Annotated in this window: 25 protein-coding genes and 1 tRNA gene; 3 read left to right on the plus strand and 23 right to left on the minus strand. The window is 45.5% G+C overall.

Features of this window, described 5'->3' with window-relative positions:
* The 3 genes from WAO38_RS11570 to gap all read right to left on the minus strand — a co-directional run.
* The coding region (locus WAO38_RS11570; RefSeq protein WP_422237260.1) for a triose-phosphate isomerase at positions 1 to 449 on the minus strand (449 nt) is incomplete at its 3' end.
* Positions 450 to 573: 124 nt separating this feature from the next.
* Positions 574 to 1,764, minus strand: coding sequence for a phosphoglycerate kinase (locus WAO38_RS11575; RefSeq protein WP_422237262.1), 1,191 nt, complete (start codon positions 1,762 to 1,764; stop codon positions 574 to 576).
* A 65-nt stretch (positions 1,765 to 1,829) separates the two neighbouring features.
* A complete protein-coding gene (gene gap, locus WAO38_RS11580) occupies positions 1,830 to 2,834 on the minus strand; it encodes a type I glyceraldehyde-3-phosphate dehydrogenase (protein ID WP_422237264.1) in 1,005 nt (334 codons plus the stop codon).
* 78 nt (positions 2,835 to 2,912) lie between these two features.
* On the opposite strand from gap, the gene nadD reads away from it, so the two are divergent.
* Positions 2,913 to 3,446 carry a nicotinate (nicotinamide) nucleotide adenylyltransferase gene (nadD, locus tag WAO38_RS11585; protein ID WP_422237266.1) on the plus strand — a complete coding sequence of 178 codons (534 nt, stop codon included), beginning with the start codon at positions 2,913 to 2,915 and terminating at the stop codon, positions 3,444 to 3,446.
* On the plus strand, positions 3,443 to 3,778 hold the full coding sequence (rsfS, locus tag WAO38_RS11590; protein WP_422237268.1) for a ribosome silencing factor: 336 nt from the start codon (positions 3,443 to 3,445) through the stop codon (positions 3,776 to 3,778). Before nadD ends, rsfS begins: the two co-directional genes overlap by 4 nt.
* Before the next feature lie 181 nt (positions 3,779 to 3,959).
* Here the strand turns inward: rsfS and WAO38_RS11595 are convergent.
* The 4 genes from WAO38_RS11595 to mqnP all read right to left on the minus strand — a co-directional run bounded on the left by WAO38_RS11595 (position 3,960) and on the right by mqnP (position 5,986).
* Positions 3,960 to 4,036: transfer RNA gene (locus WAO38_RS11595), tRNA-Arg, on the minus strand.
* A 59-nt stretch (positions 4,037 to 4,095) separates the two neighbouring features.
* Complete coding sequence (locus WAO38_RS11600) at positions 4,096 to 4,611, minus strand: hypothetical protein (protein ID WP_422237269.1); 516 nt, start codon at positions 4,609 to 4,611, stop codon at positions 4,096 to 4,098.
* Positions 4,608 to 5,129, minus strand: a complete 522-nt coding sequence (locus tag WAO38_RS11605) for a hypothetical protein (protein WP_422237271.1) — start codon at positions 5,127 to 5,129, stop codon at positions 4,608 to 4,610. The genes WAO38_RS11600 and WAO38_RS11605 overlap by 4 nt, the downstream gene beginning before the upstream one ends.
* Positions 5,126 to 5,986: a menaquinone biosynthesis prenyltransferase MqnP gene (gene mqnP, locus WAO38_RS11610; RefSeq protein WP_422237273.1), complete on the minus strand. Its 861-nt coding sequence runs from the start codon at positions 5,984 to 5,986 to the stop codon at positions 5,126 to 5,128. Before mqnP ends, WAO38_RS11605 begins: the two co-directional genes overlap by 4 nt.
* Before the next feature lie 124 nt (positions 5,987 to 6,110).
* Between mqnP and miaA the strand changes: the two genes are divergently transcribed.
* On the plus strand, positions 6,111 to 7,013 hold the full coding sequence (gene miaA / locus WAO38_RS11615; protein WP_422237275.1) for a tRNA (adenosine(37)-N6)-dimethylallyltransferase MiaA: 903 nt from the start codon (positions 6,111 to 6,113) through the stop codon (positions 7,011 to 7,013).
* On the opposite strand, the gene WAO38_RS11620 is transcribed toward miaA, so the two are convergent.
* The 16 genes from WAO38_RS11620 to WAO38_RS11695 are packed head-to-tail and all read right to left on the minus strand — an operon-like array spanning position 6,999 to position 26,810.
* Positions 6,999 to 9,356 (minus strand): tetratricopeptide repeat protein, encoded by a 2,358-nt coding sequence (locus tag WAO38_RS11620; RefSeq protein WP_422237277.1) that lies wholly within the window; start codon positions 9,354 to 9,356, stop codon positions 6,999 to 7,001. The genes miaA and WAO38_RS11620 overlap by 15 nt on opposite strands.
* Before the next feature lie 23 nt (positions 9,357 to 9,379).
* Complete coding sequence (nuoN, locus tag WAO38_RS11625; RefSeq protein WP_422237278.1) at positions 9,380 to 10,885, minus strand: NADH-quinone oxidoreductase subunit NuoN; 1,506 nt, start codon at positions 10,883 to 10,885, stop codon at positions 9,380 to 9,382.
* Positions 10,885 to 12,432: an NADH-quinone oxidoreductase subunit M gene (locus WAO38_RS11630; RefSeq protein WP_422237280.1), complete on the minus strand. Its 1,548-nt coding sequence runs from the start codon at positions 12,430 to 12,432 to the stop codon at positions 10,885 to 10,887. Before WAO38_RS11630 ends, nuoN begins: the two co-directional genes overlap by 1 nt.
* Positions 12,433 to 12,441: 9 nt before the next feature.
* On the minus strand, positions 12,442 to 14,331 hold the full coding sequence (nuoL, locus tag WAO38_RS11635; RefSeq protein WP_422237281.1) for an NADH-quinone oxidoreductase subunit L: 1,890 nt from the start codon (positions 14,329 to 14,331) through the stop codon (positions 12,442 to 12,444).
* A gap of 3 nt (positions 14,332 to 14,334) precedes the next feature.
* Complete coding sequence (gene nuoK / locus WAO38_RS11640; RefSeq protein ID WP_422237283.1) at positions 14,335 to 14,640, minus strand: NADH-quinone oxidoreductase subunit NuoK; 306 nt, start codon at positions 14,638 to 14,640, stop codon at positions 14,335 to 14,337.
* Positions 14,640 to 15,218: an NADH-quinone oxidoreductase subunit J gene (locus tag WAO38_RS11645; protein WP_422237285.1), complete on the minus strand. Its 579-nt coding sequence runs from the start codon at positions 15,216 to 15,218 to the stop codon at positions 14,640 to 14,642. Before WAO38_RS11645 ends, nuoK begins: the two co-directional genes overlap by 1 nt.
* Before the next feature lie 11 nt (positions 15,219 to 15,229).
* A complete protein-coding gene (gene nuoI, locus WAO38_RS11650) occupies positions 15,230 to 15,850 on the minus strand; it encodes an NADH-quinone oxidoreductase subunit NuoI (protein ID WP_422237287.1) in 621 nt (206 codons plus the stop codon).
* A 13-nt stretch (positions 15,851 to 15,863) separates the two neighbouring features.
* Entirely contained in the window at positions 15,864 to 16,853 is a 990-nt protein-coding gene (gene nuoH, locus WAO38_RS11655; RefSeq protein ID WP_422237289.1) for an NADH-quinone oxidoreductase subunit NuoH, read from the minus strand.
* A 3-nt stretch (positions 16,854 to 16,856) separates the two neighbouring features.
* A complete protein-coding gene (locus WAO38_RS11660; RefSeq protein WP_422237291.1) occupies positions 16,857 to 19,343 on the minus strand; it encodes an NADH-quinone oxidoreductase subunit G in 2,487 nt (828 codons plus the stop codon).
* The gene (locus WAO38_RS11665) at positions 19,340 to 21,592 is read right to left on the minus strand and encodes a 2Fe-2S iron-sulfur cluster-binding protein (RefSeq protein WP_422237293.1); all 2,253 of its coding nucleotides are present in this window, start codon (positions 21,590 to 21,592) and stop codon (positions 19,340 to 19,342) included. Before WAO38_RS11665 ends, WAO38_RS11660 begins: the two co-directional genes overlap by 4 nt.
* 11 nt (positions 21,593 to 21,603) lie before the next feature.
* Complete coding sequence (locus tag WAO38_RS11670) at positions 21,604 to 23,640, minus strand: FAD-dependent oxidoreductase (protein WP_422237295.1); 2,037 nt, start codon at positions 23,638 to 23,640, stop codon at positions 21,604 to 21,606.
* Between the two features lie 9 nt (positions 23,641 to 23,649).
* Entirely contained in the window at positions 23,650 to 23,874 is a 225-nt protein-coding gene (locus tag WAO38_RS11675; protein ID WP_422237297.1) for an NADH-ubiquinone oxidoreductase subunit E family protein, read from the minus strand.
* A gap of 13 nt (positions 23,875 to 23,887) precedes the next feature.
* Positions 23,888 to 25,114, minus strand: coding sequence for an NADH dehydrogenase (quinone) subunit D (gene nuoD, locus WAO38_RS11680; RefSeq protein WP_422237299.1), 1,227 nt, complete (start codon positions 25,112 to 25,114; stop codon positions 23,888 to 23,890).
* Between the two features lie 9 nt (positions 25,115 to 25,123).
* A complete protein-coding gene (locus WAO38_RS11685) occupies positions 25,124 to 25,930 on the minus strand; it encodes an NADH-quinone oxidoreductase subunit C (protein ID WP_422237301.1) in 807 nt (268 codons plus the stop codon).
* Positions 25,930 to 26,439 (minus strand): NuoB/complex I 20 kDa subunit family protein, encoded by a 510-nt coding sequence (locus WAO38_RS11690; RefSeq protein WP_298691925.1) that lies wholly within the window; start codon positions 26,437 to 26,439, stop codon positions 25,930 to 25,932. The genes WAO38_RS11685 and WAO38_RS11690 overlap by 1 nt, the downstream gene beginning before the upstream one ends.
* Positions 26,421 to 26,810, minus strand: coding sequence for an NAD(P)H-quinone oxidoreductase subunit 3 (locus tag WAO38_RS11695; protein ID WP_295055046.1), 390 nt, complete (start codon positions 26,808 to 26,810; stop codon positions 26,421 to 26,423). The genes WAO38_RS11690 and WAO38_RS11695 overlap by 19 nt, the downstream gene beginning before the upstream one ends.
* Between the last annotated feature and the right edge of the window lie 24 nt (positions 26,811 to 26,834).

A 26,834-nucleotide genomic window follows, 5' to 3' on the forward strand; every position in this document is an offset into this window, starting at 1 on the left:
GGATAGGAAAGGTCAATCCCTTCGAATTGCGCTTCAATATAGGCCATTAGTGCGGAATTCCCCTCTTCGCGTATTTCCAAAGGCTCACCGACACAATAAACGATCACAAATCCCTGCTCTGAATAAAAACGGAACTTTTCTGCAATCTGTTCTTGGGTCTCCCCCAGAACATGGCGGCGTTCCGAGTGTCCGATGAGAATAGTTTTGATATCAAACTCTTCGAGCTGCTCCAGTGCAATCTCTCCGGTATAGGCACCGTTGAGCGCGGGATAGCCGTTTTGAACGCCGATTAAAACGTTTCTCGGAAGATGCTCTAATGCGGTAAACGGAGGAAATACGATAACGGTATCCGAGATGTCGTTTGCACTGACGAATGATTCTACTACGGCCATATAGGCTCGTGTATCTTGACGCGTCTTGTTCGCTTTAAAGTTAGCACACAGTATCATTTAATTTCCTCTCTTTGTTCGGAATAACGCCGACGGAGCAAAGCCCCGCTCGGCTACGCTAACGCTGAGTTTTCTTCGGCAGAAAGCCCGCGCACAGCAAGCCGTGCATTTAATAATCATTGTTTTATTTCATCAACGGCTTGACACCGGGAAGAATCTTGCCTTCCAACAATTCCAGAGACGCTCCGCCACCCGTAGAGATGAACGTGATCTCCTCGTCCAAACCCACGCGCTGGACCAAATCGGCTGTATCACCGCCTCCAACCACAGTCGTAGCATAGGAATCCGCAACAAAATGGGCAATTTTGTTCGATCCGCGCGCGAAACGGTCCATCTCATAAACACCCATCGGGCCATTCCATAGAATCGTTTGGACATCGGCCAAAACCTGGCGATAAAGTCTCACAGTTGCCGGCCCGATATCCAGACCCATCCATCCTGAAGGGATCTCCTGAACACTGCATAATCGACTCATAGCATCAGGAGCAAATTTTTCTGCAGCAACCACATCGACCGGAAGATAAAATTTAACCCCGAGACGTTTAGCTTCATTCATAATATTGATCGCTTCATCAAGCAGATCGTCTTCCACCAGTGAGTTACCGACATCATGCCCTAATGCTTTGAGGAAGGTAAACGCCATCCCTCCGCCGATAAGAACTTTATCCACTTTCGGTAACAAGTTAATCAAGGCTTCAAGCTTGCCGGAAACTTTTGATCCGCCGACTATCGCGGCAAACGGTCTCACCGGCCGATCCAGCAGGGTACCGAAAAATTGGATCTCTTTTTGGAGTAAAAAACCCGCAGCTTTGTGTTCATTGTCAAAATACTGCGTAATTCCCTCTACCGAAGCATGAGCACGGTGACTTACCCCGAACGCGTCATTAATATAGACGTCTGCCATGGATGCCAATGCGCTGCTAAGTTCAGGATCGTTTTTCGTCTCCCCTTTTTCAAAGCGTAGATTTTCCAATAACAATACCTCTCCCCCTTTGAGTTCCGATGAAAGTTTTCGTGCACTCTCACCAACGACATCTTCCGCCATCTGAACCTCTATCTTCAGAAGTTGATGCAGGCGTCTGGCAATCGGAGCAAGTGAATATTTTTCATCCGCTTCGCCTTTCGGACGTCCAAAATGGGAAGCCAATATGATTGCACATCCTTGATCCAGACAATAACTGATCGTCGATAGTGCCGAACGGATACGACGGTCATCGGTGATATTGCCATAATCATCCATCGGGACATTAAAATCACATCGAATAAATACTTTTTTGCCTTGGATGTCACACTCTTTAATACCGAGCAACTGCATACTTTTCCTTCTTACTGTAAGATTGAATATTATTGGAACGCTATATTTTGCCTACTAAGAGGCACTTATTTTTGGCTGATATAAAGTGCCATTTCGATGAGACGGTTGGAATAGCCCCATTCATTATCGTACCACGCCATGATCTTAATCAAATTCCCGTCGATGACCTGTATCAAATCATCTGCCACTGTGGCACTGTAACTGGAACCGACAAAATCCTGCGAAACACGGTAACGCTCATCGACTTCTAAAATCCCCTGCATCTGATTATGTGCATACGATTTAAAAAGTGCACTGATCTCTTCTTTGCTCGTCGGACGCTTGACCAAAACATTTAAATCCACCATCGAGACGTCCGGAGTAGGAACACGGACACTTTGCCCGTGCAGCTTCCCTTCGAGATTCGGAAGGACGATACTGATCGCCTTCGCCGCACCGGTCGTGGTAGGAATCATATTGAGCGCGGCAGCGCGCGAACGACGCATATCACTGCCGTGAGCTGAATCAATGATTGCCTGCCCGTTGGTATAGGCGTGAATCGTAGTCATCAAACCTTTTTCGATTCCAAATGTCTCGTCGATGATTTTTGCAATCGGCCCGAGACAATTGGTCGTGCACGAAGCATTCGAGACAATATTTTCTCCCGCATACAACTCTTCGTTAACCCCCAAGACAAAGGTCGGAATCTCAGCATCCATCGTCGGTGCCGAGAGGATAACCTTCTTCACCCCTTTGTCCAAATGGTGCCGTGTTAAGGCACCGGTCAGAAACAGACCGCTGCATTCCAAGACGACATCAGCACCGAGTGCTCCAAAATCGAGATTCTCTGAACTTTTTTCACACAGGATACGAACCTTGTTTTTTCCGATTTGGAGGTATTCATCCTCCACAATGCCTGCATCAATATCAAAAGAGCCATGAACTGAATCATTTTGCAATAGATAGAGGATCATATCGATTGAAGCCATGTCATTAATCGCCACAAGCTCCACATCGGCACGCATAGCAATGAGACGGGTAACACAGCGGCCAATGCGGCCAAATCCGTTAATTGCAATTTTCAGCGCCATCACCTAATCCTAAACACAAAATAGAGGGTGATTTTACCAAAAATCGGTTATAATTTCGATTAAAAGAAGTTGAGGCTTATGAAGCTTGCACTCTACGGCGGAAGTTTCGATCCTCCGCATGCCGGACACGTCGCTATCGTTACGAAAGCTCTAAAGGCTTTACCGATCGATAAAGTCATCATTGTTCCCGCATCGCAAAATCCGTTCAAGCCCTCTGTTATCGCCAGCGGAGCGGTACGCTACGGGTGGTTAAAAGAAATTTTCAAACCCTATGAAAAAGTCGAAATCAGCGATTTCGAAATCATACAGGAACGGTGTGTCTATACCATTGAAACGGTCAAACACTACGTATCGATGTGCGATAAACTTTACCTCATAATCGGCGCTGACAATCTTGAAAAACTACGCGATTGGCACCGCATAGAAGAACTGGACACAATGGTACAGTGGGTCGTCGCTGCTCGAAGCGATATCCCTATTCCGGAAAATATGATTCGGCTCAATATCGACGTACCGATCAGTTCAACGGACTTTCGTTCCACGTTTTGCCCATTAGGGTTGGAACCGAATATCGAAAAAAACATTATTACATACTATAAGGAACACAAGTGAACCCACGAATTGAAAAAATCATTGGTATTCTCGACCAAAATAAAGCCGAAGCAATCGAAGTATTCGACCTTCAAAACAGCGACTATTTCGCCGATTACGTTATCCTTGCATCCTCATTGGGAGAGCGCCACACTATTGCTCTCCTTGACCATCTCAAAAGAGGGCTAAAGCCTGATGAGCAGTTTTTATACGTTGACGAAAGCGGCGACTGGGTTGCTATCGATTTGGGAGACATCCTTATCCATATCCTTACTCCGCAATATCGTGTCAAATATGATTTGGAAAGCTTTTTGGGTGAGATTACCGCACGAAAGAACAAACAACTCGCATAACTGCAACCGATGAGGCATTCGCCTCACAAAACACTCCGATATAAAATTCCGTCTACAATGTTCTTTGCTAAAATGGTACAATGAATTGCATAAGTATTGAAAATAAGCATACTACAGTTTTGGAAGTTTGTGAATAAATAGTTTGCAAGGGGATTTTGATTGTTTGAAGAAATCTCAAAGATGGTGCGCCCGAAGGAATTCGAATCCCTGACCGCCGGTACCGCAAACCGGTGCTCTATCCAGCTGAGCTACGGACGCATCTTTTAAAGAGAACGAAATTATAGCTCAAAAAGCTTAAGAAAGCATTAATGAGGATTTTAGCGCAGTTGGTTGATTTTTAGAACGAATTCTACTTCCGCTTTGGAGAGCCGCAGTTCTTTGGCAATCGTATCCACTTCAATCCCCTGATTATATCGGCTGATCACTTTCTCATCATCGAGTCCGCTGATCGACGTAGGCAGTGAGAGGTTGCGTATCCGCTCTTCGAGATAACGGAGACGATTTTCCGTCTTCTCTTTGTAGGCACTGAAACTCCCCTCGATTTGCCCGAGAGATTCAAGGATCGGCAGAGATATCTCGTTGACTTCCCGTCCGAGTTCAGCTTGCAATGAATGATGTTCACGCGGTACACTCTCTTGAAGAGAGGTAATGATTTCCAACTCTTGTTTCAGCCGTTTATCCATCATAAAAAGCTCGCGATGCAAGTCTTCGACCGCTTTGGCAACAGAACGGATTTGAGAGGAAACTTCCCCCTCTTTTGTAATGACATAATAAATAAGCCCTAAAATCATTGCGGCCAATACGACTATGGCAATTTCAATCGTATAATTCACTCTCGTCCCTTTAATTGTCGGATCATTACCCGCTCTCGTGCGGTCAGATAGGATGCCCACTCTCTTTCATCGCGATCATGCATTTGGGTAATTTTGGCTAATGAAGAATCAACCGCCTCAAAGAAAATCGCAATATCGCGCTTTGGATGTATCGGCATCTCTACGCGCCCATAATAGCGTTTACCCGGCTCCAATACCTCTTCGGTGAGTTTAAAGTGATCAAATCCGATACTCTCAATCATCGCCTCATTGATCAGAGAAAGGCGTGTCGGGGCACTCATCGTTAGGATCTGTTCGAGCTTATCCATCTTTCGGTACAATTCAACCATCAGGTTTAACATGACCGGGTCACTCTCAGAGGTCTCTCCTCGTGCTTTGGCAAGTTTGAGCCACTGTCCGATCGGATCTTCGTCACTCTCAGACATTTGATGGAATTCGCGTTCATAGTGTTCTAAATCATGCAATGCTTCATCGTATACCAAAGTAATCGGTGCATTGACCAGTCGTACATCACTCATAGGTTCACCTTATCCAAAATAATCAATCCGATAAATACAAATCCCAAATAACCGTTGACCGTAAAAAATGCCCGATCGATTTGGGTAAAATCACGGCGCACAAGATAATGTTCATACGAGAGCATCAGGGCCGAAAAGACAACTGCCGCAACAGCGAATATCCCAAGTCCCGCACTCACCACAAAAAGCCCCCAGAAGAGGATGGTCAAGATATGGAATACTGCGGATATTTTAAGTGTCGCAGCGCTTCCATAACGTGATGGGATTGAGTGTAAATCATTTGTCCGATCAAACTCCATATCCTGCAGCGAATAGAGCAAATCAAAGCCTGCAACCCAAAATACGACTCCGATACTCAGCCAAAACGACCATATTGGGACACTTCCCGTTACCGCAATCGCTCCGGCTATCGGTGCCAGACCCAATGAGATTCCCAAAACGATATGGGCCATTGAACTAAACCGTTTAAAATACGAGTAACTCAGCAAAACGATAAGAACCGGGAAGCTGAGATAAAAGGCTAAATCGTTGATAAAATAGGCAACTGCCATAAAGACAAGGGCATTGACAGTGGTAAAGATCGCGATCGACGGACCGTCCAACCGTCCGTCCACGCTGGGACGGCCGGCGGTACGAGGATTGTATCTGTCATAGGCACGATCGACATAGCGATTAAATCCCATCGCTGCGTTACGGGCGCTGATTGCGGCCAATCCCCCTAAAATAAGCAGTTTAAATCCGAACCAGCCATTTGCGGCAACGATCATCGCGGTAAAAATAAACGGAAGTGAAAAAACGGTATGCTGAAACATCACCAGTTCGTTAAAATCTCGGAGTCTTTTTGCCAATCGCTTCACATATTCCCTTTTCTTTCATTATGTCATTTATTTTATCGTATTTTATCTTTAAGGGTGCCTCCCTTAAAGCCCTCCGCTATCCAAGAAGGGGGTCTCGTATCCCTTTTGGGGTATAATTGCGTTTATGCAACAACTAGCGATAATCGGTTCCACAGCATCAGGCAAAAGTGATCTCGCCCTTGAGCTGGCCCTCACTTGCAATGCTCTTATCTTTTCCATTGATTCGCTGAGTATCTATAAAGAGATCGATATCGCATCGGCCAAGCCCTCCAAATCAGAGCTCGAAAAGGTAGAGCATTTTGGGATCAATCAGCTCACTCCCGAGGTAAACGCCAGCGTCATCACCTTTATCGATGAGTATTCGCGTATCCGTGAAAAAGCATTGGCTGAGGAGAAAAATATCATCATCGTAGGCGGAAGCAGTTTTTATCTCAAAAGTATGCTTGAAGGTCTTTCCCCTATACCGGCATACTCTGCAGATACGCTTGAGCGCGCAAAAATGATGCTGAGCGACTTGCGTGAATGTCACCGATTATTAAGCGAAATTGATCCTCTGTGTATGGAAAAAATTTCCCCGACTGATCCGTACCGGATTGAAAAAATGCTTCTGCTCTATTTGGAAACCAAAACTTCCCCTACCGAATGGTTCCGTTCACATGCACCTTCCCCGATTATTACCGGTTGTCCCGTCTTAAATCTGCAAATCGATCGTTCACTTTTACGTGAAAGGATTGCTTTGCGGACCCATAAAATGATTTCAACAGGACTGATTGACGAAGTCGCGGAACTGGAACGGATGTACGGGCGAGCTCCCAACAGTATGAAAGCGATTGGTATTATAGAGACATTGGAGTATTTGGATGGAAAAATAACGAAAGCGGAGTTAAACGAGCTGATCGCAACGCATACCGGCCAGCTCGCCAAACGCCAGCAGACTTTTAATACCCATCAGTTTACTTTAGCCGCCAGCGGGAGCAGCGAGTTGTTAAGAACCGCTGCCGAAACGATTTTATTACAAGAATCCTAAAGCATCTTTCGCGAGTTTGCCCCATGCCGAATCTTTATTGGCTTTGATGCTTGCCGTATAGGCGTCGCGCGCTCCGCGTTTATTCCCCAGCTTCTGCTCCACCGCCCCGATCAAATATTGTTGGCGTGAACGCTTTTCATCGCTCATTTTTCGGCGGTTCAAGGTTTTCAGAATTTTCAATGCATCGGCATCTTTTCCTAGGTTTTGGTACGATTGCGCCAGTGTGAACTCAATATAAGGGCTTTGAGTATAGCTTTTTGTCCGCTCTTGCAGCGCAACGACTTTGCGTGCATAATTCTGCGTCATCCCCTCATCTTTGAGCTTTTGTCCCAAACTCACCATCTGGGTATAGCGCTCAATATCTTTGAAATCGCTTCCGAATGCACCTTCAACCGATTTAATATATCGAATCATCCCATTGCTGTCACCAAGACGCTGGGCCGTATCAAACATGGTTCGGTAAATATCATTAAGGGGAGGATTTTTTTCACTCCCTAAGAGTGTTATGAGCTCATTTCCGCCTTTAATGACTGCTTTATACTCACCCAAGCCGAACTGTGTTTTCACCATTCTGGATAACCATACCTGACGTTCAGCAATGGATTTCGATTTCAAATGTCTTTGTGCTATTTTTTTAGCTTCGGCATACTGTGTTGTTTTCAACGCACAATTAAAGATATCTTCATCCCATTCACTGAGAAGTTTGATTTTATACATTTTTTGCAAGCTGAGCGCTTCGGCACATTTGCCTGCTTTCAACTCTGCTTTTTCTAAGCCGATCGCACTTTTCGTAATCAGGTCATTCGTTTCAGGGTAGTCGGCCGAATCCAAGTGATAAAGCTCAGTCTCTAAGTTTAGAACCTCTTGATATTTATGCTCTTTAAACAGAAGCTGCGCTTTTTTATAAAGAGCTTTGCGTCCTACGCTGTCGTTGCCGTAACGTTCAATCAGATCATCGTACTTTTTCATCTCTTTCGTCGTATTCTTGTCCCCGTCTTCGAAAAAGAGGGCATCTTTAGCATGCTGGACCTCTTCGATATGTTCGCCGAATTTATACGTTGAAAGATATTCATTCAATCGTTTTAACGCATCATTGCGTTTTCCGGTTTTAGCCAATTGCAATCCGAGGTTTTTAAGCAATATTTCGTGTTCAGGCAATTTTTTATCCGTTGTATTCAGCAAGGCTTCTGTAATACGTGCGGCACTGACAGGATCGCTTCGCTCCAGAAATGTATCGGCCAGGTTCAGTGCATTGTCACGTACTTCTCTAAAATAGCCAGGATTTGCCTGTGCTATTTTTTCAATGTATTGAGCAGATTTTTTGGTATTTCCACCATCCATTTCCATTTGCGCCAATCGAAATGCTGCTTGTGATGCAATCGCGACATCGCTGCTTGATGAGAGTGCTTTTTGGTAGTACCCAATCGCTTTTTTCGGTTCACCCGATGCTTCAAGCTGCTGCGCTTTATAAATCATCCCGAGAGGGGCATAGGGACTCTCGCTTTGTTCATCAAAAAGGCGATCAAAAAAATAATCGGCATCGGTACTCTGGCCTATTTTACTATAGGCATTAGCCGTATATGCCAATATTTCCGCTACGTTCGGGTCGGCAGAATAATCCCGTAAAAAGCGCTTTGAGATCTCAAGAAGTTTCTCAGACTCCTCTTTTTTATTATAAGAACGGATCTGATAGAGCATTAGCTCACTTTTGAAAACGGTTTTGGGATATTCTTTAAGGGTGTTCTCCGCGAGGTCAAGCACTTTATTGTAGTCTTTGAGCTCATACGCTTTTTTCATCTCCATATAGTCGGTTACGTCCTGTACCCGTGTAATTTTGATGGGGTTTCCTTGGAGATCCAGTCCCCCTACGAACGGACGGGTACTTTTATCCACTTTAACCGGAAAATTAATGGCAGACGCTGTTTGAGGGGTCAGTTTCAATAAAGGGAGTTTCTTTTGGTATCCGACAACACTCCAATGCAATGATTTTTTAACGGTATACTGATATGTCTGCGGCACTTTTGAAAGATCAAAAACAATCGGTATCAACTTCATTTTTGATTTTGGAAGAATGGTGATCGTATAGCCTTTCGCTGTCGTTGAAGAAGTCACGCTAAGCTGTGTATTGTTGATCGGTACAAAGGTCTGTTTCGGAGAAGAAGAAAAATAGCAGTCAATGCGTTTGGTTTCACCAAACTCATCGTCTGTTGCATTACAGGTAAACGGAGATGCGTTTTGAAGATGGAGGATACTGAATTTCTCCCCCTCTTCTTTACCGCTTTGAACGGAGAGTTCCAAGGCACAAAGGGGCAACCAGAAGCATAGAGCGATCCAGTATCTCAATTATTCCCCCTTTAGATATCCTTTTAATAGCCGCTATTATACACGAATAGCGTAATAACTTCCAACAGAGGATTAACAGCGAATACCGCGAAGATTGTCCCGACGACAGCAATCCCGATAATGGTTTTAAGAGAAAGCGAAGCATTCATAAAATAGAACTTCTCGTATCCGACCATCGGTTCTTTCATAAACATAAAGACAATCAGTTTAAGATAATAATATCCCGCGATCGCCGAGTTTAGTGCCATGATAAGTGCTAACACTGTGTATCCTGCACTTACGGCAGAACCGATCATATACATTTTACCCCAGAACAAACCAAACGGAGGGATACCGGCAAGTGAGAGCATAAACAAGGCCATCATTACAGCACCCATCGGCATTGTTTTTACCATGCCTGAGAATTTTTCATACGGATGGTCTGAGCTTTGTCCCGGCAAAAGATTCTTCTGACGATTAACCCACAACATCGTAAAGGCACCGAGATTGGTAAAGCTAAACAATGCCCAATATAAAAAGAGCCCCGTATTCGCCTGTGTCGTTCCGATCAAAATAGCCGCCATGACAAAACCGGCATGAGAAATAGAACTGTACGCCAACATCCGTTTGACATCGGTTTGCACCAACGCCCAGATATTGGATGCCGTCATCGTTACAACCACTCCGATGTACAAAATTACCTGGAGCCATACAACACCGCTGTGAACCAAGAATTCGAACAAACGCATTGCGACGACAAAACCGGCGATTTTCGGAACGATTGACATATATCCTGCCAATGCGGCAGATGAACCCTCATATACATCCGGTGTCCATGTATGAAACGGTACCATCGAGAGTTTAAATCCAAATGCTCCGATCATAAACGCCATAGCGATAAGCACATACCCGATATTGCTGTAATGGTCTTCCGCCAATACGGTCGCAATCTGGTTGATCTCAACCGAACCGCTGATCGCATAGAGAATCATTGAACCGAATGCGAAAAAGCCGGCTGCCAATGCACCCATCGTAAAATATTTTACTGCCGCTTCAAAAGATTTTGAGCGGTTGTGCAATGCGATAAGGGTATAAAGCGCCAACGATGCCGTTTCAAGACCGACAAATACCAAAATTAGGTTATCGGTAGCTACCATAAACTGGAAGCCCGCGATCATGAATAAAAAGAGGGCAAAATACTCCGGATAGTTATACTCATGGAACCGCTTGGACGTCAGTGCCAGAGGGATAAAGAGCATTGAACCCGCGACAATGATAATCTGAGCCAGGATTGCAATCCCATCCATCAGCATGACATCAAAGAACCCTAAAACGGTTCCGTTTTTAAGAAATAGACCTGCGAAATCGACCAAAGCACCCAAATCGAGTAACAAAAAGAGAAGACTGATCATTACGTATAACGTCTTGTTCAATCCGCCTTTGATCATATCGATCACTAAAATTACCAATGCACCGACGATTGCAATAAGCATCGGAGCTAAAGTCGCTAGATTCAGCGACGCTAACGAAACATTAATTGGCTCCAACATTAGTGCGCCTCCTGCATAGAAATCATCCCTTTTGCACCCGATAGATTCGGAATGCGCGCTTTTGCTTCGGCGCTTTGTGCTTTATCGTGCATCAATTGAATGACCGATTCGACACTGTTGTTGATAGGCCCCAAAACAGGTTTTGGGTAAATTCCAAGCCAAATTGCCACTATAACGAGTGGAATAAGTCCTAAAAGCTCTGTTCTATTGACATCTTTTAGATTTCGGTTTTCTTCGTTCGTCACCGTTCCGAAGAACATCTTTTTATACGCTGCAAGCATATAAATAGCCCCGACGATAATAGCGATTCCGGCTATCAGGGTAATCATATGAGATTGTTTGTAAAAACCAAGCAAACTCAAAAACTCTCCGACGAAATTAATTGTAAGCGGCAATCCGACCGATGCCATCATCATAATTCCGAAGATCGTCGCATAACGCGGCATAACCGAAGCCAAGCCTCCGAATTCCGACATCATTTTCGTATGGCGGCGGTCATAGATAACACCGACAAGCAAGAACAGTGCCCCTGAGACAACTCCATGCGCCAGCATCAAGAAAACCGAACCGCTTACTCCCTCAACGTTCAATGCGAACGTACCGAGGATAATAACACCCATATGGGATACCGAACTGTACGCGACAACTTGTTTGATATCTTCTTGGGCATACGCTACCATCGCGGTATAGATGATCATGATGATCGCAATAATCGCAATCGGGAACATGAAAAACACCGATGCATCCGGGAACATCGGCAATGAAAAACGGACAAACGCATAGGTTCCCATTTTAAGCAAAATTGCCGCCAAGATGACCGAACCGATCGTTGGTGCCTGACCGTGCGCATACGGAAGCCATGTATGGAAAGGGAACATCGGAACTTTGATCGCGAACCCTAAGAAAAAGGCTGCGAACAACCATAATTGAAAGTTTTCCGGCAAAATCAGACGGTACCATTCAAGAATAGAGAAACTCCACATTCCGGTCGCTTGGTAATAGAAGTACGCCATGAACAACATACCGACCAACATAACCAACGATCCGGTAAAGGTATAAAGGAAAAACTTGATCGACGCGTAAATACGTAACGGTCCGCCCCATGCACCGATGATATACAACATCGGAACAAGAGAAAGCTCCCAAAATACGTAGAACACGATTGCATCCAAAGCGGCAAAGACACCTACCATTGTCATTTCAAGGAACAACAACGTAATAATCAAATTTTTAAGATGACGTTTTTCGGTCAATGATGCAATTCCGATCAACGTAAAAAATGTTGACAAAATAATGATAAAGAGTGAAATCCCGTCGATACCCAAGAGATAATTAATCCCGAAAGCCGGAATCAATGGAATCGATTCCATAAACTGCATCCCCGAAACCATCGGATCATACGCATACCAAAGCCACAAAGAAAGGACAAATTCAATGAATGCAACGGCGATACCGTAAGCTCTCACACTGTCTTTTGTGACGACAAATCCGAGCATTGCAGCCAATGCCGGAAAGAAAATTAAAAGCGTTAAAATGTGATCTATCATCATTACTCCTTAAGCACCGACCGCGTTGTATCCAACGGTAAAGGCAACGGCAAGCGCCAATAAAACAACCAAACCGACAACCATCCAGCGAAGCATCGTGGAAAGATTTCCATTTTGGATATCACGTGTGTTCTCACCCGTTTTATAAATTGCGTTTGCAATCGTATCGACAGTCGCGTCAACGATTTTAAGATCAATCTGTTTCCAGGCAATTTTCGAGAGTTCCAAATACGGTTTAGAGAAAACCTCTTCATAAAATTTCGGAATGTAATACTGATTCCATAGCAATTTGTAGCCAAAACTGTTTTCCATTTTAGAAGTACCGTCCGGTACCGTCACATTGCTATTTGCATATTTTTTGTATGCAAATCCGATCGCCAGCATTACGAAAAGCTGCGTTCCGATCGTCATCAACCAATAGGTCGCTTCGCTATGAATATGGTATTGAGTCGATGGAAGCAAATTGGTCACTAATTGGTAATAGGTCATTTTAAATGAACCTGCAATAATGGCCAACAAAAGTAACGGACTCATCGCGACCAACATAAATTTATACGCTTCATGCGGGTGGATACCGAACAATTTGTATCGATCTTCTCCATGGAAAATCAATGCGACAAGACGGAATGAGTAGAACGCTGTCAAACCGGCGGTCAATAGCAACACCGTGTAAATAACATAATGATGTTCAACAAATCCGACCTCAAGGATCAAATCTTTGGAGAAGAATCCTGCAAACGGATAGATACCCGCCAACGCTACGGAGGCAAGGGTCATCATAATAAATGTCCCTTTCATCACTTTACGCAATCCTCCCATTTTAAACGGATCGAGTTCATCATGCATCGCGTGCATAACGTTACCCGCACCGAGGAACAGCAATGCTTTGAAAAATGCGTGCGCCATAAGGTGGAACAAGGCTACCCAGTACGCACCCAAACCGGCTGCTACAAACATATATCCCAACTGTGAGAGTGTAGAGTATGCAATGATACGTTTCATATCGCGGTTGACTAGGGCCATTGATGCCGCAAAAAGGGCAACGAAAGCACCGAGACTTGCGATAAAGAGTCCGACATTAGGGATCAGATCATAAATCGGATTGGCACGGACCACAAGATAAACCCCGGCGGTAACCATGGTTGCCGCATGGATCAACGCCGAAACCGGAGTAGGACCTTCCATCGCATCCGCAAGCCATGTGTGAAGCGGAAATTGCGCCGATTTACCCATTGCTCCGATAAAGAGGAAAATACCGATCCATGTGATTACGACCATCGGAAGACTTCCGATTTCTGCAAAGACAACATCGTATTGGAGAGACCCGACATTCCAGTAAATCATGAAAATACCGATCAACATCCCAAGGTCAGCGATACGGTTCATAATAAACGCTTCGTTTGCTGCCCATGTAGCCGATTCTTTGTGATACCAGAATCCGATGAGTCCCCATGAACACAAACCTACACCTTCCCACCCGATGAAAAGACCTGCAAAGTTGTCACTCATGACAAGAACCATCATCGAGAAAACGAATGCCGAGAGCCATGAAAAGAATCGGTTGAATCCTTTGTCATGATCCATATAGCCGATGGAATAAATATGGACAACGGTTGAAACGATGGTGACTACCATCATCATGACGACACTTACTTGGTCAACAACAAAACCGAAAGGAATGTACAAATCTCCCGTTGCCATCCATGTCATCAATTCAACATGTACCGTATGCCCGCCCATAACATAGCTGAGCAAAATTGCACTGCTCACAAATGAGGTAAACAACAATCCGGATGCAACGTATCCCGTCACATTAGTTTTGGCGGATGCACCAAACAACGCTGAGAACAATGAGCCTACCAGCGGAGCGAAAAGCGCGATATATAAATATAATTCCATAGCCTATCCTCTCATTGAATTCATTTGATCTAGGTCGATCTTACCGGTACGTTTATACCAAACGATGAGCAGACCCAGCCCTATCGCTACTTCAGACGCTGCAATCGCAATAATAAAAAATGCGAACATTTGACCGCTCAAGTCTCCGATATAATGAGAAATTGCGGCAAAGGCGATGTTTGTTGCATTGAGCAAAATCTCCGTAGCAAAAAAGAGCATCAAAAGATTTTTACGTCGCATAACCCCGATCAAACCGATCGCAAATAAAACACTTGATAAAACAAGATAATGAGTTAATGTAACTTCCATCAGTGCCCCCCTTCTTCTGATCTGTAACTGTCATCCATCATACCGATCTCTTCTTCTGCCATCAAAGTTAATGATTTATCCATTTTTTTACCGGCCAAAATAATCCCGCCGATCATGGAAACCAGCAGCATAACTGCCGCAAGTTCAAACGGAACCAGATATTTCGTAAAGAGTACCATACCAATGGCTTGGGAATTCCCGACATTTTCTGCAATTGGATACAACGCTTGAATGTTATTCGACACGATCGGTGCAACGAAAATCGCCACAACCATGACTGCTGCCAAAACGCCCAATACAAAAACGATTTGAGGATTGGTCCGTTTTTCAACAACATTGCGCGTCGTATCAAAAAACATCATACCGAATGCATAAAGAGCCATAACCGCACCGGTATAAACGATGATTTGGATTGCTCCTAAAAAATCAGCTCCCAAAATAAAGAAAAACGCTGAGATGAAAATCATCCCTGCAGCCATAGCCGTGATGGCATACAGCGCTTGAGATGTCATAACCGTGATGGTAAACATCACGATCGTGAGTGCCGCGAAAAGATAAAAAGCGATTGCTTCAAACATACATAGACTCCTTAATACGCCAACGGGGTCTTTTTGACCGACGCGTCGCTTCCTGGGATAATGGCTCCGAAGCCTGGGTATTCAGCTTGTTCACCCGCTTTTAACATATCAAGCGGAGTAAGCATGTCATCTTTGATCACAAAGTGGGCACGTTGTTCAGAGCCGTTTTCATAACGTCCTCCGTGAACGATTGCCAATTCCGGACATACTTCCGCACAATATCCGCAGAAGATACAGCGACCGAGATTGATACTGTACTCTGTGACCTCTTTGCGGCTGTTCTCATCGATACGGGTATCCATTCGGATACAATCGGAGATACAGATTTTTTCGCACAGTCCGCAACCGATACAACGTTCATATCCCGATTCCCACAAACGCAACAATTTGTGCACAGCCCGATAACGCGGTCCGATCGGAAGTTTTTCTAGCGGGTATTGAACGGTATGAATATCGAATTTAATCATCTCCCGCAATACGACCCACAAGCCGACAAACAATTCGCCTTTCAAGGCACGTTTGACAACTTGCTTAAACTTGTCCCATCCGGTCGTCGGATAGGTTTCAATATCGACGTAAAAGTAGGCGCTATTTTCGCTCACATTACGATCTTGAAATGGTTCTACATGCATATCCACAACCTCCTTAGAACATCATCACGATACCGGTGACAACTATGTTGACCACCGCAATCGGCATTAATACTTTCCAACACAACCACATCAACTGGTCAGGTCGGACATCCGGCCATGCAGCACGTGTCCAGAGGAAAAAGAAAAAGAAAAACGACACTTTAAGGAGCAATTGAATTGCTCCCGCAATACTGCCATCACCAAAACCGCCCAAGAAGATAATCGCGATTACGAACGAAATAAAGAACATGTTCGCATATTCACCGATGAAGAAAAGCCCCCAGCGCATACCCGAATACTCGGTTCCGAAACCGTCGATAATTTCATGGTCATTCGCAACAAGGTGAAACGGCGTACGTCCCGTCTCAGCAAATGCGGCAATCCAAAAAAGGATAAAGGCTACCGGCTGAGACCATACGATCCAGTTACCGATCCCGCCGGCTTGATAGTTATTGATGTCAATGAGCGACAACGATCCTACCATCATTAGCGGTGCCAACAATGATAATCCTGAAATGACTTCATACGAGATGAAGATAGCCGCACTACGTGCCGCAGAGATCAATGACCATTTGTTCGCCGATGCCATACCGCCCAGAAGCGGTCCGTAAAGTCCGATTGCCATTACCCCTAGCACATAGAGGATACCGACATTGATATCGGCGACAATCGGATGTACTGTGTATCCGAATACCGTAAACTGAGGCCAAAACGGGATTGCCGCTGAAGCCATGAATGCCGTTGCCGCCGTAATGACCGGAGCGATTTTGAAAATCGGTTTGACGACGTTTTGAGGGATAATATCCTCTTTCGTAAAGAGTTTAATTCCATCTGCCGCGACTTGAAGCAAACCGAACGGCCCAACGTGCATCGGTCCCAAACGGCGTTGCATAAACGCCAGCACTTTACGCTCGAAATAAGTCCCAAGACCCGCAAGTGCTGAAAAAACTAACAAGATGACAACGATTTTTATGATCGTCTCTATAATGAATGCTACATCCATGCTTTACACCTTTTGAATTGATACGCACGCAAAACGGTAACCGTCAAACAGTGCTTCAGAGTTGATAGCGGTATCAAATGTCGGAAGATAAGCGATATCTCCCTCTATTTTACCGTCTGTAATAATGCTAACGCTTAGCTCGCCGCGCGCCGTTTTAACCGTGACTTTATCCCCTTCATTCCAGCCGTTGGACTCCATAAGTGTTGTTGAAGCATAGAGACCTCCTGAGGCTTGAAGCTGATGGGATGCCGCTGTAAACGGTGAAAATTGGAGTACCGGATTGGCCAGGAAAACCACTTGATCTTTGATCGCTGCATTTGCATCAAATGCAGCTACCGTCTCATCACCGCTCACAGGAGTGCTCACGGTATCAAGCCGGTAACCGCGAACTTCTTCCCCTGCATTCGTATAATGATTTGGAAGCAGATCAAAATCGATAGCTTTGAAACCTGCATCAACCGGCAGTTCTGCCGTATAGCTGACGGTCAGTTTCGCACTTAGCCCCAGTGCGTTGGCAAGATCATTGAGAACATATCCGCCGTATCCGAGTGCCGCATTGGTCGGGTTAACCCGCTTGTCAATACTTGTCAAAGTACCCTCTTGCTGATTCATCGCAGGCATATCCAAATCACCGCCGCCGAGCGCACTGAGGGTAAAATCACCCGTAGTGTTGTATCCGATGGAGTAACTTCCGCGTTCACTGTCAAGATCACAGATCATCGCGACCCCGAGGGTATTGGAGAGGTTCGGGATCATGGTGACGCTGAATGCAGTATATTTTTCAATCAATGCGACGAGTCGTGCACAATTCTCCGCATTCGGATGAGTATAAAGATCCGGTCCGACCATCAGTGAAAAACGCTCTTTTTTCGCCAAGTATTTTGTCAGTACATCAGCAAAGTTCGCCGGTCCGTTCAAAAGCCCGAACAGAGCATTGTCGTCCACTTCAACCTCTTTGGAGACTTTCTTCTTGATTGTTTTGGTAACCTCTTCGCTCACCTCTTCTTCGATCCCGGTTTCTTCATTAAGTACTTTTTTAGTAACGGTTTCCGTCACTTTTTCATCTACCGTCTCTTCTACCGTAACCGTTTTCATCGTGTGGAAAGTCGCCAGATATTCGCGGATGGACGATGGCATCGCTTCTTTGTCCCCGAATAGATCGAGCATCAGATAAAGAGCTGCTTCTTCCATCATAGGTGCATGGTTGAACTGCGTCACATTTTTAGACATATCCGCGATAACCGGATCGTTGAGCGGGTGAAAATAGAGCCCCGCACCTTTGTTCATAGAAAGGGCGTTGTTCATCGCAAAACGGGCATTCGGGTTATCCGTTTTAAGAGCACTTCCGATGGAGACGACAAAATCGGATGCGTGTACTTCTCCCAGATCTCCGCCGTACAACGATTTCCCGCTTACCGCGCTGTAAGAGTGTAAGAATGTTTTCAACGCACGTGCTTCATCATTGATCAAACGGTATCCGTATTTCTCTTTCAGACGCTGAAGGATCAATGCCTCTTCATTGGTAATCGTAGAGGTAAAGGCTATCGTATCCGCTTTTTTAAATGCAGCGATCGCGGCATCAAACGAAGCCGTATCTTTACTCACGTCACGATTCTCAAAATCGTACCCGTATCGTCCCGCACCGCATAAAGAGACATAGTTCCACTCGTTTTTGACACGGTAGATTTTATTCTCAGGATTCTCGATAGAGGTATGCTTGATATCGTAACTCAGCTGACACCCTGCAGAACAGTGTGCACAGGTTGCCGGGATCTGTTTATGTTCCCATGCATTGGATGTGTATTGATAATCGGTACTTACCAACGCTCCGACCGGACAGACCGCGCTACATTCACCGCAGTTGGTACAATCAAGTGTATCACCGCCGTTTGGTGCGATAAGCGACTTATTGAGTTTATTCCACATCGAATAAGCATCTTTAGGCATAGACTCTTTAAATTCTGCTTCGATAGGATCCCCGCCGCGAGCAACGGTTGAGAGCGCCGCGTCTCCGATCATATCTTTACAAACGGTAATACAGCGCTCACACATGATACACAAGGCCGGATCATAATGGATAAATCCCCAGTCCTGTACCGGTTTATGGGTATCTTTAATGGCATACGTTTGCTCATCTACACCGATTTCAAGGGTGTAGTTTTGAAGTTCACACTCTCCCGATTGGTCACATACACCGCATTCCAACGGATGATTGACATCGTAAACTTCCATAATCGCGCGACGCTCTAATTCGATATTCGGAGTGGTCGTCGTAATGTCCATTCCCTCTTTGGCTTTGGCATTACACGCATAGACTTGTTTACCGTCTGCTTCCACCAAACAGATACGACACGCCAATGTCGGTGAGCATCGTGTCAAATAGCAAATCGCAGGGATAAAAATCCCATTGGCTCGCGCCGCATTCAGGATATATTCTCCCTCTTGCGTTTGGACAGTGCGACCGTCTATGGTAATCGTGATTTCATTCATGATTCTCTCCCAATCCTCATAATTTTCACCTTTTCAAAGCGGTATTGTTCATTCATTGCGCCGTATGCGACATCGTATGCCGGAACCAGCGCGATGGTCCCTTTAAGAGCCGAATCAAGTTTGAAAACTCGCTCTTGGCTCTCACCCGCAAATTCAATCTGAATTTTATCACCATCAGCGATTTTTGCGGCGGCTGCAAATTGCGCTGAACCGCGTAATGTTGTATCTTTTTCAAGCTGTGACGTTCGCGCGGTGTAACCGTTAAACTGATTGACAGGGTTGCAGCGATAAACAACGGTGCCGTTGAATTCCGGTAAATCTTCGATCTCTTCCAAAGAACCGCTGATTGCAACATCAATATTTTCGAGAATATATCCTCGATTATCTTCGCCGAGCGGACCGTAAAAGTTTCCTAAATCATCAAAAGACGACCCGTTAAACCCTTTTTCAACCGGTAACTGCGCAGTGTAGTCGATTGTATATTTTGCTTTTATATCTAAGGCATTTGCAATATCGTTGAGCGTATATCCCTCATATGCTACCGCAACATTGGTCGGAAGCACTTGCTGGTTGATACTGACAAATGTCCCCTCCTGTGAATTCAGAGCAGGGAGTTTGAGCATCACATCACCGACCGAGCCCATCGTATAATCACCTGATGCATTATAACCGACAACCCCTTTGCCGCCGTTATCGGCATCAAGATCACAAATCAGCGATACACCGATCGTATTGACACTTGGGGCAACAACAACGACAGAAAACTCCGTATATGTTTCAATCATTGCGCACAAACGGGCAATATTGGCTGAACGTTTGTGATTGAGTACATCGCTGCCGATGACCAGAGTCTTACGTTTTAAACGGGCAAATGTTTTCGCAATGCGTGCATATTCTTCGTCTCCGACATTCGACTCCGCGCACAGATATCCCTCATCCAGTTCTTCAAAATAGCTGCGGGTATCATCGCTGAGATCGGCACCTTGAAGAAGCGTTTTTGCCAACATCGCAACAACCCCTTCTTCGGTACCCACTTCGTATTTTGCGAATTGAGTGATAACGTTTTGAAGCAAATCATCTTCAATCGGGTGCATGTAAACGACTTTAGCCCCATTGTGTCGGGCCGCCGTCGTCATTGCGTAACGGACTATCGGGTTATCGGTAGTGATACGCCCTCCGATAACGATGAGTCCGTCACTTTGTTTAATGGCATCAAGACTTCCGCCGAATCCCATTTTTCCGCTGACAGAGCTGTATGCAGCCATGAAACTTTGGTAAGCACGGGCTTCTTCGTTGTAGAGTTTAATCCCCGTTTTTTCTTTCAGACGCTGAAGAATCATCGCCTCTTCATTCGTAATCAATGAACTAAATCGGATAGCTGAACTGTTTCGGATTGCTTCAACAGCTCTGTTAAACTCTGACCCATCCTTCTCGCTTTGGTGATCAAAATCAAACCCGAATCGCCCTGCTCCGCAAAGCGTTGTATGTTCGAAATCATTGGTTACCCGATAGATGCGTTCGTTTGCATTGCTCGTCGACGTATGTTTTACTTCGTACGTCAGAGAACACCCTGCTGAACAATGCACACAGGTAGCAGGAATTTGGCTAAGTTCCCAGGCGTTGGCAGTGTACTGAAAATCCGAGCTGACCAACGCGCCTACCGGACATACCGCGATACACTCGCCGCAGAATGTACAGTCGAGCACATCGCTGTTTTTCGGGATAACGGCCGATTTATATCCGCCGAATTGGAGCGTGATCGCATCATCACCGATAATCTCATTGCAGACATGAACACATTTTTCGCATAAAATACAAAGTGACGGATCGTAGTTGATCATTCCCCAGTGTTCTATCGTTCGATGCTGCTCTTTGGCACTGAAATGCTGTGCCGAAACCCCGAATTCCAAGGTTTTGTTTTGAAGATCGCATGCCCCTGATTTATCACATACGCCGCACTCTAACGGGTGGTTCACATCATACAGACGCATAATATTCGTCCGCTCTGTTTTCAAACGATCCGAATCAATGGTTACGGCCAACCCTTCCGTCGGAGGAGTCTGACAGCTGAGGATCAAACCGTCTGTTTTGTCTGTTTCCACTACACACAAGCGGCACGATGCACACGGAGTCGTTTTTTCCAAATAACACATTGTCGGGATATAGAATCCCGCTTTACGCGCTGCTTGGAGAATAGTTTCCCCTTTTTGCGCCGTTACGGGTTGATTGTTAATTGTAAATTGAATCATCCATCCCCCCTTTAATGTGCGACCATCGCGATGTAATAACAGCGCATGCAGCGCTCTGCTTCAGAAAGAGCCTCTTCTTGGGTAAAGCCGTATTTAACCTCGCGGTTATTGTCACGACGTTCCTCTACGGTAAGGACTTCACTGTGTTGACGCGGCAAGCCCGGAAGCCACCCTTGAACTTTCTCTTTTTTGTCATAGACTTTGAGTTTACGCAAATGGTCTTCCATAATCTCATCATCCAACAAGGTGATTTCGCCGGTTTGGACATAACGGGACATGACCGAAGCTGCACGTTTGGCTTGGCCGACCGCATTGACGATGGTCATCGGACCGTATTCACAGTCACCCGCCGCAAAAATACCTTTGCGTGAAGTCATGTAGTCTTTCCCGTTGGTTTTGATCGTTGCCCAAGAGGTACGTTCAATTTCCCACTCTTCAGGAATCAATTTCAAATCAGCGCTTTGAGATACGGCAGGGATCAAATAATCACATTCCATTTCAAAGGATGCCCCTTCGATTTTTTCCAAATTCGCTCTTCCGCCGTTCGGATCCGGAACCAGTTCATAGCGATCCACGATCAATGATTTAAGAACATCGTTTTCATCGTTCATTTGTGCTACGGCAGAGTGGAAAATAAACTCGACACCCTCTTCGACTGCTTCGTGGTACTCTTCATACGTCGTATTTTTAATGATCGTTTTCTCATCACGGCGGTACAGCATCACTACTTTTTTAGCATTCGCACGAATCGCACATCGAACAACGTCCATCGAAGTAAATCCGCCCCCGACGCACACCAACGTTTTTCCGGTCAGATCAACAAAATCTCTCGGAAGCATGTGACGCTTTTGATCGGCTTCAGGAACCATGATGTCGTATTTGACTTGCAGGTTCACTTTGTCCAAAAAGTCAATCGCGCCCCAATATCCTTGGATCTCCGGGCGTTCGTTGTCACAATAGACTTTTTTTGAAATACGGGTTCCGGTCGCTACCAGAGTCGCATCATAATCGTTTTCGAATTGGCGCATCATATCGGCGGTTACGCGTGTGTTGGTGATAAAGTTTACCCCTAAAGAACGAACCGCTTCAATATCTTGGTTGTACTTGTCAATCGGCATACGGTATTCCGGTACTCCGACGGCTACTTCGCCGCCGAGAACCGGAAGTTCTTCATAAACATCGACGTCAATGCCGTCCAGTGCCAAATAATAAGCACCTGTAAGCCCGGCAGGACCGGCACCGATAACGGCCACTTTTTTACCGATCGAAGGTTTTTGCTCGCTTGGATGGAAGAACCCGAATCCGTGATCGGTTTCGTAATCCGCTCCCAAACGTTTAAGTTCCATAATCGAAATCGGCTCATCCAGATTAGTACGTCGGCACTCCGTCTCACACGGATGAGGGCAAACACGTCCGCAGGTATGAGCCAACGGCATTGTTTGGCGTGTCGCCATCAGTGAATCGTCAAAACGCAGATCACGGATACCCTCGATATAGGCCGGAATATCAACATGGGCAGGACACGCATCCATACACGGAGCCGTGATTTTTGCGATGTAGTTGGTATCTTCCATATGGTAATGTTTCGAAGCTTTTTGCTCTACGATACAAGCCATAAAATCGGCTTCGAAATGGGTCATAAGGTCGAGTAACGGAGTTGGAACCGTTTTTCCGATCTCACATTTAGACGTTTCCTGCATCGTTTTGGAGACTTCTTTCAGGTGATCCATATCGGATACCGATCCCTCTCCGCGAGCGATTTTATCGAGTAAATCATACAGAATACGTCCGCCCCATCGTCCCGGTGCACAGCGGCCGCAGGCTTCAGAATAAACCTGATATTGTGCGGCATACTCTGTTGCCAGACGGACGACATCCACATCCGGGTTAAAGAGTGCTACACCGTCCCAGCCGATAAACGCTTTGGAATGGGCGTGTTCATTATATTCCAACGGGAGGTTATAAGCAGAATTTTCCCAAGCATCGTCACTTTTGCCGATGTTGTTGATTTGCTCGCCCCGCCACGTGGAGAAATAGACTTTACTCACAACGGTTCCTTATTTCTTGACCACAATGGTCCAGTCGGCTTCGTTAAACTTCAACGAATTCATGAGTTCACACCCAAGCTCTTTAACCAAATCAGCCGATTGTTGAATCGGGGTAAAATCACCAATTTCAAACAAAAAAATCAACACCTCACCCGGTGTTGCTTCTTCTTTGATGATGACGGACATGCGATCGTAAAAATTTTCTTTTAAATGACGTAAGTCGTAACGTTTCACTGCATGCTCCTTTTTAGCGGTCTACTTCACCGAAGACGATGTTGGTCGTCCCGATGATTGATACAACGTCGGGGATGTAATGGCCCGGCAACAAATCGGTCAAAATCCCGGTGTGCCAGAACGACGGTGCACGGAGTTTTAGACGGTACGGATAAGCGCCCCCTTGGCTGTTGATGTAATAGCCAAGTTCACCCTTAGGAGATTCCGTCGCGATATACACTTCTCCTACCGGAGGACGCATCCCTTGTGTCACGAGGACAAAATGCTGCATCAACGAGTAGTTTTGAGTCATGATATCGATTTTCGGTGCTGAAATATAGCTCGGCGCATGTGCCATCAACTCCGGTGACGTCCCCTCGTACATGTCGATTACCTGATAGAGGATTTTCGCGGATTCGCGCATCTCTGCCATGTAGAGTTTATAACGGGCATAGTTATCCCCTTTATCCGAAACAGGGACACTAAACTCGACTTCGTCGTAGAGTTCATACGGCTCTTCTTTGCGGATATCCCACTCGACACCCGAAGCACGCAGCATTACCCCTGAACATCCCCAGCTCAAAGCCATCTCAGTCGAAATGACTCCGACATTCTCCATACGCATCAACCAGATACGGTTACTGTCAAGGAGATCTTCGTAGTCTTTGATATTTTCCGGCAACTTGTCCAAAAATTTGCGTAAATCGGCAATAAAGTTATCCGGCAAATCGAGTGGAACTCCACCGATACGGATTGCGGCATGAGTCAAACGGGCACCGCAGTAATCTTCGATAAGGTCCATCAAATACTCACGTTCACGGAATGCAAACAAAAATACGGTCATCGCTCCGATATCAAGAGCCGTTGTCGCCAACCAGAAAAGGTGAGACATCAAACGGTTCGTCTCAAGCAGCATCATACGGATCACTTTTGCACGGCGCGGCACTTCAAGTCCGATAAGCTTTTCAACCGCCAAGGCAAACCCGTAGTTATTTGAGCTGGAAGCGATATAGTCCATACGGTCGGTAGTCGGCATGAATTCATTGTAGATCATGTTCTCCGCCATTTTTTCCATACCGCGGTGGAGATATCCGATATCCGGGTGGGCTTTCGTGATTTGCTCTTGCTGCAAATGGAGCATCAAACGTAACTGCCCGTGCGCTGAAGGGTGCTGAGGCCCAAAGTTCAAGATCAGTTCATTATCGGCACGGTCAAACGAAATGTTTTCATAAAAAGGTCTAAGTCTATTGGATTGTTGCATGAGTGATCCTTAACGATCGCGATCAGAGATCACGACGCTTTTTTCTGCGTCAAATTTTTGTACCATAAAGACACCGCCTTCTTCTTGATAGACAAGAGGGGTATCCGGTTCGCCTTGGCTGATATCGGCACCGCGCGGTACTTCGTGTCCCAATCGGGCGAAACGTTCGGTATCGTAGCGATCAACGCGTGCAGGGTCACGGTTTTCAGGCCCGATGATCTCACGTGCTTCTTTTCCGAAAATTTTATCGACTTCATACCATTGGGCAAACTCGTCCCCTTGAAGCGGATAAGTTTTACGAAGCGGGAATCCTTCCCAGTCATCCGGCATTAAAATACGTTTCATAAATGGGTGGTTGTTGACTACCACTCCGAACATATCGTACATTTCACGCTCTGACCAGTCAGCACTTCGGAAAAGTTTCTCGACGCTTTGGATCGATTCTTTCTCTCCGATTTTGCATTTGATACGTACACGTTTACGTTTCGACATACTGAGCATTTGGTAGAAAATCTCGAACTTTCCTTCCGTTGCCAACCAGTCGATCGCAGACATTTCTGAGAGCTGATTGTAGTCACAGACGGTTTTAAGAAGTTCTACAACGCCGTAATTGTCACAAGCATTGATCACAACGACCATTTGACCCACCTGGATATAGGCATCCAGAACATCAAACTTTGCTTTAATCGCTTCGAGATCCGCAGCGAATACCGCATCTTCGGCAACATCGCTCTTTGCTACCTGAGGGGCAACCCAATAACGGTCGGTGTAATAGGGTTTTTTCTGTACGTCGTCTTTAGGGGTGTAAGTTCTCATTACATCAACCTTTTTGGTTTTTGAGCACGTGATGCACTCTCTTTTCGGATTTTTTGCTGGAGCAATAAAACGGCATATTGCAATGTTTCAGGACGCGGTGCACAGCCCGGAAGATAAAGGTCAACAGGGATGACACGGTCAACCCCTTGAACCGTTGCGTAAGTATTGAACATACCGCCGGTATTTGCGCAGGATCCCATAGAGATAACCCATTTTGGCTCAGTCATTTGATCATACAAACGACGGATGAACTCCGCATGTTTTTTCGTCAATGTTCCCGCAACAACCATCAGTTCCGCTTGACGCGGAGAAGCACGGAAAATCGTACCGAAACGGTCGAAGTCATAACGGGATGCCCCTGAAGCCATCATTTCAATACCGCAGCATGCCAAACCGTACGTTAATGCCCAGATAGAGTTCGAGCGACCCCAGTTCACCACTTTGTCGATCGTTGTCAATGCGACGGGAAGTCCGCCGTCTTTAAGATAATTTACTTGATGTTGTGCCATTCGAGCGCCCCTTTTTTCCAAGCATAAACAAATCCGATTGCCAGCAATAGGATGAACATCATCATCTCTACAAAGCCGAACCAACCGAGTAATTTAAAATCGATTGCCCATGGAAACATGAAAACAATTTCGACATCAAACAATAAAAACAACAACGCGAACAGATAAAACTGCGTTGAAATACGATTCGGTTGCTTTGTCACTTCCGGTCCGCATTCGTAGACTGTAAGTTTTAGCTTTTCAGTATCTTTGGCCGCTAATGCGCGGCTGGCTAAGCGTGCAATAACCGTTGTGGCATAGAATGCTCCAAACGTTAACACAAACAGTACAAATACCCCAAAATAAGGATTTGCTACGTGGTAATGCTCCATAGTTCCGACCTTTTTGTGGTTGAT

The sequence above is a fragment of the Sulfuricurvum sp. genome (assembly GCF_049277495.1).
Taxonomy (GTDB): Bacteria; Campylobacterota; Campylobacteria; order Campylobacterales; family Sulfurimonadaceae; genus Sulfuricurvum.